This is a genomic window from Paraburkholderia sp., from assembly GCF_036488505.1.
In the GTDB taxonomy this organism is placed as follows: domain Bacteria; phylum Pseudomonadota; class Gammaproteobacteria; order Burkholderiales; family Burkholderiaceae; genus Paraburkholderia.
In genome coordinates, this window is the sequence record NZ_DASXHN010000346.1 from 1 (window position 1) to 8349 (window position 8349).

General features: G+C 65.8%; 5 protein-coding genes. 4 read left to right on the forward strand and 1 reads right to left on the reverse strand.

Annotation, left to right across the window (positions count from 1 at the left end):
• Nucleotides 1-37 precede the first annotated feature (37 nt).
• A complete protein-coding gene (locus VGH68_RS20300; RefSeq protein ID WP_331605479.1) occupies nt 38-961 on the forward strand; it encodes a LysR substrate-binding domain-containing protein in 924 nt (307 codons plus the stop codon).
• A 70-nt stretch (nt 962-1031) separates the two neighbouring features.
• On the opposite strand, the gene prpR is transcribed toward VGH68_RS20300, so the two are convergent.
• Nucleotides 1032-3023, reverse strand: a complete 1992-nt coding sequence (prpR, locus tag VGH68_RS20305) for a propionate catabolism operon regulatory protein PrpR (RefSeq protein ID WP_331605481.1) — start codon at nt 3021-3023, stop codon at nt 1032-1034.
• A gap of 289 nt (nt 3024-3312) precedes the next feature.
• Here prpR and prpC point away from each other — a divergent pair, with 289 nt between their 5' ends.
• The 3 genes from prpC to prpF all read left to right on the forward strand — a co-directional run.
• On the forward strand, nt 3313-4482 hold the full coding sequence (gene prpC, locus VGH68_RS20310; protein ID WP_331605482.1) for a bifunctional 2-methylcitrate synthase/citrate synthase: 1170 nt from the start codon (nt 3313-3315) through the stop codon (nt 4480-4482).
• Nucleotides 4483-4696: 214 nt separating this feature from the next.
• Nucleotides 4697-7294, forward strand: coding sequence for a Fe/S-dependent 2-methylisocitrate dehydratase AcnD (gene acnD, locus VGH68_RS20315; RefSeq protein ID WP_331605483.1), 2598 nt, complete (start codon nt 4697-4699; stop codon nt 7292-7294).
• 103 nt (nt 7295-7397) lie between these two features.
• The coding region (gene prpF / locus VGH68_RS20320; RefSeq protein WP_331605484.1) for a 2-methylaconitate cis-trans isomerase PrpF at nt 7398-8349 on the forward strand (952 nt) is incomplete at its 3' end.

Here is an 8349-nt window from a genome sequence, read left to right on the forward strand (position 1 = left end):
AACCACTATGCACGATTCGTGCACAAAGAGCGTCCTGATGAATAGCGGCCCGTCCCCCGATCTCGGCGACCTGCGCGTGTTCTGTGAAGTCGCGCGCAAGTGCAGTTTCAGCGCGGCGGCCGAAGCGCTGTCGGTGTCGGCGGCCTACGTGAGCAAGCGCATCAACGTGCTCGAGACGACGCTAGGCACGCGCCTGCTGCATCGCTCGACGCGCCGCGTCGCGATCACCGAAGCAGGCGAGCGGGTGTATACGTGGGCCGAAAAGATTCTCGACGACGTCGACCAGCTGGTCGAAGACGTGTCGACCACGCGTCGCATTCCGGGCGGCAAGCTGCGCATTTCGAGCAGCTTCGGCTTCGGCCGGCGCTTCGTCGCGCCGGCGCTCGCGCGTTTCACCGAACGCTATCCGCAACTGGGCGTGCGGCTCGATCTGTTCGACCGCCTCGTCGATGTCGGCGGCGAGGGCTTCGACCTCGATATCCGCATCGGCGACGAGATCGCGCCGCATCTGATCGCGCGGCGGCTCGCGTCGAATCACCGCGTGCTGTGCGCGTCGCCCGACTATCTCGCGCGGCACGGCACCCCGCGGCAACTCGCCGATCTGTCGTCGCACGCGTGCCTGGTCATCAAGGAGCGCGATCATCCGTTCGGTTTGTGGCGGCTCACGGTGCGCGGCGAAGCGGCGTCGATCAAGGTCACCGGCCCGCTGTCGACCAATCACGGCGAAGTCGCCGTGCAATGGGCGCTCGCCGGACGCGGGATCGTATTGCGTTCGTTGTGGGACGTGCAGGCGCTGATCGGCAGCGGCCAGTTGCGCCAACTGCTGCCGGAGGTTACGCAGCCGGCGAACGTGTGGGCGGTGTATCCGGAGCGGCTTGCGCAGTCGGCGAAGGTGCGGGTATGCGTGGATTTTCTCAGCGATGAATTCGCGCGGCTCGATACCGCGCAGGCGGCGGGATGATCGCAACGAGCGATGGGGAAAGCCACGCAACACGACGCAGCGCGCGGCAGCATGCGCGCATTGCCATGACCTAACGCGCCGCGTTCAGCTTGCGCCACAACGTCGTCTTACTGATGCCGAGCGCCGCGCACACCGCGTCGCGATCGCCGTCATGAGCCGCGAGCGCTGCGCGGATCTGATCGGCTTCCACATGACGGCTGCGCTCGCGCAACGTGAGCGCGGCGGGTTTCGCGCGGGCGGCGGGCTCGACGATTTCCGGCGCGACCGCGCGCAGCATGTCGCGCGTGACGATGGCCGCGTCTTCGCGGGGGTCTGCCGCCAGCGTGATCGTATCGGCATGCGGATCCGCCTCGACATCCGCCAGCTCCACCGCGATGCGCTCGATCACGTTCTGCAACTCGCGCACGTTTCCCGGCCATGCATAGCGCCGCAACGATGCACCAAGACCCGCGAGCATCCGTGCGGCGGCTTGCGCGTCGGGCACGCGCGCGGCGAGTCTCGGCTCGCGCGCGGCGGCCTGGCGCAATAGCTCGGCCGCGAGCGGCACCAGATCGTTCGGCCGCTCGCGCAGCGGCGGCAGCGCGATGCTGAGAATATTGAGCCGGTAGTACAGATCGGCGCGAAAACCGCCAGCCGCGACGCTGTCGGTCAACGCGCGATGGGTCGCCGCGACGACGCGGATATCGACGCGCGTCGGTTCCGTCGAGCCGAGCCGCACCACCTCGCGCTCCTGCAGCACGCGCAACAGACGGCTCTGCAACGACAACGGCATCTCGCCGATTTCATCGAGAAACAGCGTGCCGCGATGCGCGACTTCGATCAGCCCCGCCTTGCCGCCCTTGCGCGCGCCGGTGAACGCGCCTTCCTCGTAGCCGAACAGTTCGCTTTCGAGCAATGCTTCCGGAAACGCGCCGCAATTGATCGCGACGAACGCGAAGTCGCGCCGCGCGCTCAGCCGATGCATGCTCTGCGCGACCATCTCCTTGCCGGTGCCGCTCTCGCCGAGAATCAGCACGGTCGCGTCCGACCTCGCATAGCGCCGCACGAGCGCGCGCACCCGTTCGATCGACTCGGACGCGCCGACGATATCGTCGAGCCGGTAGCGCGCGGTGAACTGCTGCACGCGCTGGCGCGAGCGCAGCGTGCGGTCGAGCCGTTCTACCGCGCGCGATTCCTGGAACGTCAGCACGGTGCCCGCGACCGCGCCGCTGCTCGCGAGCGGCCCACGATGCACGACGTAGCTCGCGCCGCGCACCGTGCAGAAGCTGTCGCCATCGGTATCGGGCAGGCTGCCGGCGAGATGGGGGGCGAGATCGAGCAGCGCGCGGCCGACCGCTGTCGCCGGATCGATATCGAGCACGCTCGCAAGCCGCTGATTCATCACTTCGACGCGGCCTTGCGCGTCGAGCGCGACGACGCCGTCACGCAGATGCTGCAGCAGCGTATCGAGCCGCTGGCGGCGCACGGTTTCGCGGCGCGTCGCCTGCGCGACTTCGAGCGCGGTATCGAAGCCGGTGCGCACGGAGGCGCGCGAATAGAGAAACACCGCGCCCATGCCGGCGTTCGCGGCGAGATCGGTGACGAGCCCGGGGCCGGCGACGACGTCAATGCCGCGATCGCTGAGATCGAGCACCAGGCTTTCAGCGTCCTGTGCCGACTGATATGACGCGAACGTGATGTCGAGCCCGTAGGCGGCGGTGAAGCGGCGCACTTCGTCGGGCGTGTCGCCGTGCGTGACGAGCGCGACGCGCGCCCCTTCGCGACGGGCGCGCGCGAGCGCGTGCATCATGTCGTAGCCGCTCGGGTTGATCCGCACGACTGGCACCGAGACGCGGGTCTTCAGATACGCGCCGTTCGAACCGCCGGCGATCACGACGTCGGGGCGCGCGGCGCCCGCGCTTTCGATTTCGCGCACCGCGTCTTCGAAGCCGTGCGACACGATGCGCAGTTCGGCGCGTTCGACGTATTCGCTTGCGATGTCGAAGAACAGATCGCGCAGGCGGCTGATCGAGAACGCCCAGATGCGCGGGCGTTGCGGTGGTTCGTTCAGGGGTGTGCTCAAGGCGGTCAACTCTGCGTGCGGTGCGGTACGGTGATTATGAACCCGTTCGTTGCTGATTTGAAATGGCGATTTCATTTATGAAATGAAATGTCCGGCGCGGCTCGCACGCGCTTGCGGCGCGAAGATGCGAAATCAAGGACTTAGCGCGCTTCCCCCGGCTTGGCCCGATCTTTGCAGTACGGACTGCCGTGCGAAGCTGCTCCGATACTGTGGCCGCGCCGTGGCCGGACCCATGACCGAAGCCGTGACCTAACTGAACCCATTCCTGCCTGGAACCTGGAGACAATCGATGAGCGAAGCAGACAACAGCACGCCGAACGCGGGCGCATTCAAACCTAAAAAGTCCGTCGCGCTGTCCGGCGTGACCGCGGGCAACACCGCGCTGTGCACGGTCGGCAAGACCGGCAACGATCTGCATTACCGCGGCTACGACATTCTCGACATCGCCAGCGCGTGCGAATTCGAGGAAGTCGCGTATCTGCTCGTGCACGGCAAGCTGCCCAACGAGGCCGAACTGGGCGCCTATAAAACGAAGCTGAAAGCGATGCGCGGGCTGCCCGCGAACGTGAAGGCCGTGCTCGAATGGATTCCGGCCGCCGCGCATCCGATGGACGTGATGCGCACCGGCGTATCGGCGCTCGGCACCGTGCTGCCCGAGAAGGACGACCACAACCTGGCGGGGGCGCGCGATATCGCCGACAAGCTGATGGCCTCGCTCGGCTCGATGCTGCTGTACTGGTATCACTACTCGCATAACGGCAAGCGCATCGAGGTCGAAACCGACGACGATTCGATCGGCGGCCACTTCCTGCATCTGCTGCACGGCGTTGCGCCGTCGAAGTCATGGGTCGACGCGATGCACGTGTCGCTGAACCTGTATGCGGAGCATGAATTCAACGCGTCGACGTTCACCGGCCGGGTGATCGCCGGCACGGGCTCGGACATGTATTCGGCGATCACCGGCGCGATCGGCGCGCTGCGCGGGCCGAAGCACGGCGGCGCCAACGAAGTCGCGTTCGAGATCCAGTCGCGCTACCAGACGCCCGACGAAGCGGAAGCCGATATCCGCCGCCGCGTCGAGAACAAGGAGGTGGTGATCGGCTTCGGCCACCCGGTGTACACGATCTCCGATCCGCGCAACAAGGTGATCAAGGAAGTCGCGAAGAAGCTGTCGAAGGAAGCGGGCGACACCAAGCTGTTTTCGATCGCCGAGCGGCTGGAAACGGTGATGTGGGACGCGAAGAAGATGTTTCCGAACCTCGACTGGTTCAGCGCGGTGTCGTATCACATGATGGGCGTGCCGACCGCGATGTTCACGCCGCTCTTCGTGATCGCGCGCACCGCGGGCTGGAGCGCGCACATCATCGAGCAGCGCGTCGACAACAAGATCATCCGTCCGAGCGCGAATTACACCGGACCGGACGACCTGCCGTTCGTGCCGCTGGCGAAGCGCGCTTGATCAATGCGGGCAAGCTGGATGGCGATCGATGCGGCTTTAAAGCGCCCGGCCAGTTTGATGCCGCCTGCCCGGGGCACCCGCAAACCAGCGAGCTACACTACATCCACTTTCTGACCGGTCCGCCCGTCGAGCAGCGCTCGAGAACGCGCGCCGTGCGCGACCGGCCGCCGCCGGCGTCCGCGCCGCCGGCCGATAACCGTCCTGTCCCTACGCCATGAATACTGCCAACCGCAAACGCCTTCCGGGCACCGAGCTCGACTACTTCGACACGCGCGCCGCGGTCGACGCCATCGAGCCCGGCGCCTACGACAAGCTGCCCTACACATCGCGCGTGCTCGCCGAAAATCTGGTGCGCCGCTGCGATCCGGCGACGCTCACCGCGTCGCTGAAGCAGATCATCGAGCGCAAGCGCGAACTGGACTTCCCGTGGTTTCCGGCGCGCGTCGTCTGTCACGACATCCTTGGCCAGACTGCGCTCGTCGATCTGGCCGGCCTCCGCGATGCGATTGCCGCGCAAGGCGGCGACCCGGCGCTCGTCAATCCGGTGGTGCCGACCCAGCTCGTGGTCGATCACTCGCTGGCGGTCGAGTGCGGCGGCTTCGATCCGGATGCGTTCGCGAAGAACCGCGCGATCGAGGATCGCCGCAACGAAGACCGCTTCGACTTCATCAACTGGACCAAGCGCGCGTTCCGCAATGTCGACGTGATTCCGCCGGGCAACGGCATCCTGCATCAGATCAACCTCGAACGCATGAGCCCGGTCGTGCAGGTGCAAGACGGCGTCGCGTTTCCCGATACGCTCGTCGGCACCGACTCGCATACGCCGATGGTCGATGCGCTCGGCGTGATCGCGGTGGGCGTGGGCGGCCTCGAAGCGGAGAGCGTGATGCTGGGCCGCGCGTCGTATATGCGACTGCCCGATATCGTCGGCGTCGAGCTGAGCGGCAAACCGGGCGAGGGTATTACGGCGACCGACGTCGTTTTGTCGCTGACCGAATTTTTGCGCAAGGAGAAGGTGGTCGGCGCGTATCTCGAATTTTACGGCGACGGCGCGGCGAACCTGACGTTGGGAGACCGCGCGACGATCGCCAATATGGCGCCCGAGTTCGGCGCGACGGCCGCGATGTTCTATATCGACGAGCAGACGATCCGCTATCTGACGCTCACCGGCCGCGACGACGAGCTGGTCAAACTGGTCGAGACATATGCGAAGGAAACCGGTTTGTGGGCCGACACGCTCAAGCATGCGCAATACGAACGCGTGCTCAAGTTCGATCTCGGTACAGTAGTACGCACGCTCGCCGGGCCGTCGAATCCGCATCGCCGCTTGCCGGTGTCGGAGCTGGCCGCGCGCGGCATCAGCGGCAAGGTCGAGAACGAGCCGGGGCTGATGCCGGATGGCGCGGTCATCATCGCCGCGATTACCAGTTGCACCAACACGAACAATCCGCGCAACATGATCGCGGCCGGTCTGCTAGCGCGCAATGCGAACCGGCACGGGCTCGCGCGCAAGCCGTGGGTGAAGAGCTCGCTCGCGCCGGGCTCGAAGGCAGTGACGTTGTATATGGAAGCGGCGGGGCTCCTGCCGGAGCTCGAAAAACTCGGCTTCGGCGTGGTCGCGTATGCGTGCACGTCGTGCAACGGCATGTCCGGCGCGTTGGACCCGGCGATCCAGAAGGAAGTGATCGAACGCGACCTGTATGCGACCGCGGTATTGTCGGGCAACCGCAACTTCGACGGGCGCATTCATCCGTACGCGAAGCAGGCGTTTCTCGCGTCGCCGCCACTCGTCGTCGCGTATGCGATTGCGGGCACGATCCGTTTCGATATCGAGAAGGACGTGCTCGGGCTCGATGCCGATGGCCATCCGGTGATGCTCAAAGACCTGTGGCCGTCGGATGCCGAGATCGATGCGATCGTCGCGTCGAGCGTGAAGCCCGAGCAGTTCCGCAAGGTGTATGAACCGATGTTCGCGCTCGCCGCCGAGAGCGGCGAAAAGGCGCAGCCGTTGTACGACTGGCGCGCGCAAAGCACCTATATTCGCCGTCCGCCGTATTGGGAAGGCGCGCTGGCCGGCGAACGCACGCTGAAGGGCATGCGTGCGTTGGCCGTACTCGGCGACAACATCACGACCGATCACCTGTCGCCGTCGAATGCGATCCTGGCGGACAGCGCGGCCGGCGAGTACCTGACGAAGATGGGCCTGCCGGAAGAGGACTTCAATTCCTATGCGACGCATCGTGGCGACCATTTGACCGCGCAGCGCGCGACCTTCGCGAACCCGACGTTGAAAAACGAGATGGTGCTCGAGAACGGCAACGTGAAGGCCGGTTCGTTCGCGCGCATCGAGCCCGAAGGCAAGGTCACGCGGATGTGGGAAGCGATCGAAACCTACATGCAGCGCAAGCAGCCGCTGATCGTGATCGCCGGCGCCGACTACGGCCAGGGGTCGTCGCGCGACTGGGCCGCCAAAGGGGTCCGGCTTGCCGGGACCGAAGCGATCGTCGCGGAAGGGTTCGAGCGGATTCACCGCACGAACCTGGTCGGCATGGGCGTGTTGCCGCTCGAATTCAAGCCCGGCGTGAATCGACTGACGCTCGGCATCGACGGCACCGAAACCTTCGATGTGCTCGGCGAGCGCAAGCCGCGCGCGGATCTCACGCTGGTGATTCATCGCAGCAACGGCGAGCGCGTCGACGTGCCGGTCACCTGCCGGCTCGATACGGCCGAAGAGGTGTCGATTTACGAAGCCGGCGGTGTATTGCAGCGTTTCGCGCAGGACTTTCTCGAATCGACGAAAGCGGCGGCGTGATGGCTGAAGCCGCGCGTTTACCGCGTATCTGAACAGAACAGGGCGATGCGGTTTTTCGAGCCGCATCGCCCAACTTATGACGACGTCATCTCAGGACACTTTCATGGCCCACCTACCCCAGATCAAGATTCCGGCCATCTATATGCGCGGCGGCACCAGCAAAGGCGTGTTCTTTCGCCTGCAGGACCTGCCCGCAGCGGCGCAAACACCGGGCGCCGCGCGCGACGCGCTACTGATGCGCGTGATCGGCAGCCCCGACCCGTACGGCAAGCAGATCGACGGCATGGGCGGTGCGACATCGAGCACCAGCAAAACGGTGATCATCGCGCGCAGCAGCCGGCCCGATCACGACGTCGATTACCTGTTCGGCCAGGTGTCGATCGACAACGCGTTCGTCGACTGGAGCGGCAATTGCGGCAATCTGTCCGCGGCGGTCGGACCGTTCGCGATCAGCGCGGGGCTCGTCGACGCGAGTCGCGTTCCGCGCGACGGCGTCGCGATCGTGCGCATCTGGCAGGCCAATATCGGCAAGACGATCATCGCGCACGTGCCGATGAGCGGCGGTGCGGTGCAGGAAACCGGCGACTTCGAACTCGACGGCGTGACGTTCGCGGCCGCCGAAGTGCCGCTCGAATTCATGGACCCGGCGGCCGACGAAGAGGGCGCGGGCGGCGCGATGTTCCCGACCGGCAAGCTCGTCGACGACCTCGACGTGCCCGGCATCGGCACCTTCAAGGCGACGATGATCAACGCGGGCATTCCGACGATCTTTATCGACGCCGAGGCACTCGGCTATACCGGCACCGAGTTGCAGGACGCGATCAATAGCGACGAGAAAGCGCTGGCGAGGTTCGAGACGATTCGCGTGCACGGCGCGTTGCGCATGGGGCTGATCGAGCATCTCGATCAGATCGCGACGCGCCAGCACACGCCGAAGATCGCGTTCGTCGCGAGGCCGGCCGACTACGTCGCGTCGAGCGGCAAGGCGGTGCGCGCGAGCGACGTCGACTTGCTGGTGCGCGCGATGTCGATGGGCAAGCTGCATCACGCGATGA

Coding starts and splice junctions, on each gene's coding strand:
- VGH68_RS20300 (WP_331605479.1), top strand. CDS start 38: ATGAATAGCGGCCCGTCCCCCGATCTCGGCGACCTGCGCGTGTTCTGT.
- prpC (WP_331605482.1), top strand. CDS start 3,313: ATGAGCGAAGCAGACAACAGCACGCCGAACGCGGGCGCATTCAAACCT.
- acnD (WP_331605483.1), top strand. CDS start 4,697: ATGAATACTGCCAACCGCAAACGCCTTCCGGGCACCGAGCTCGACTAC.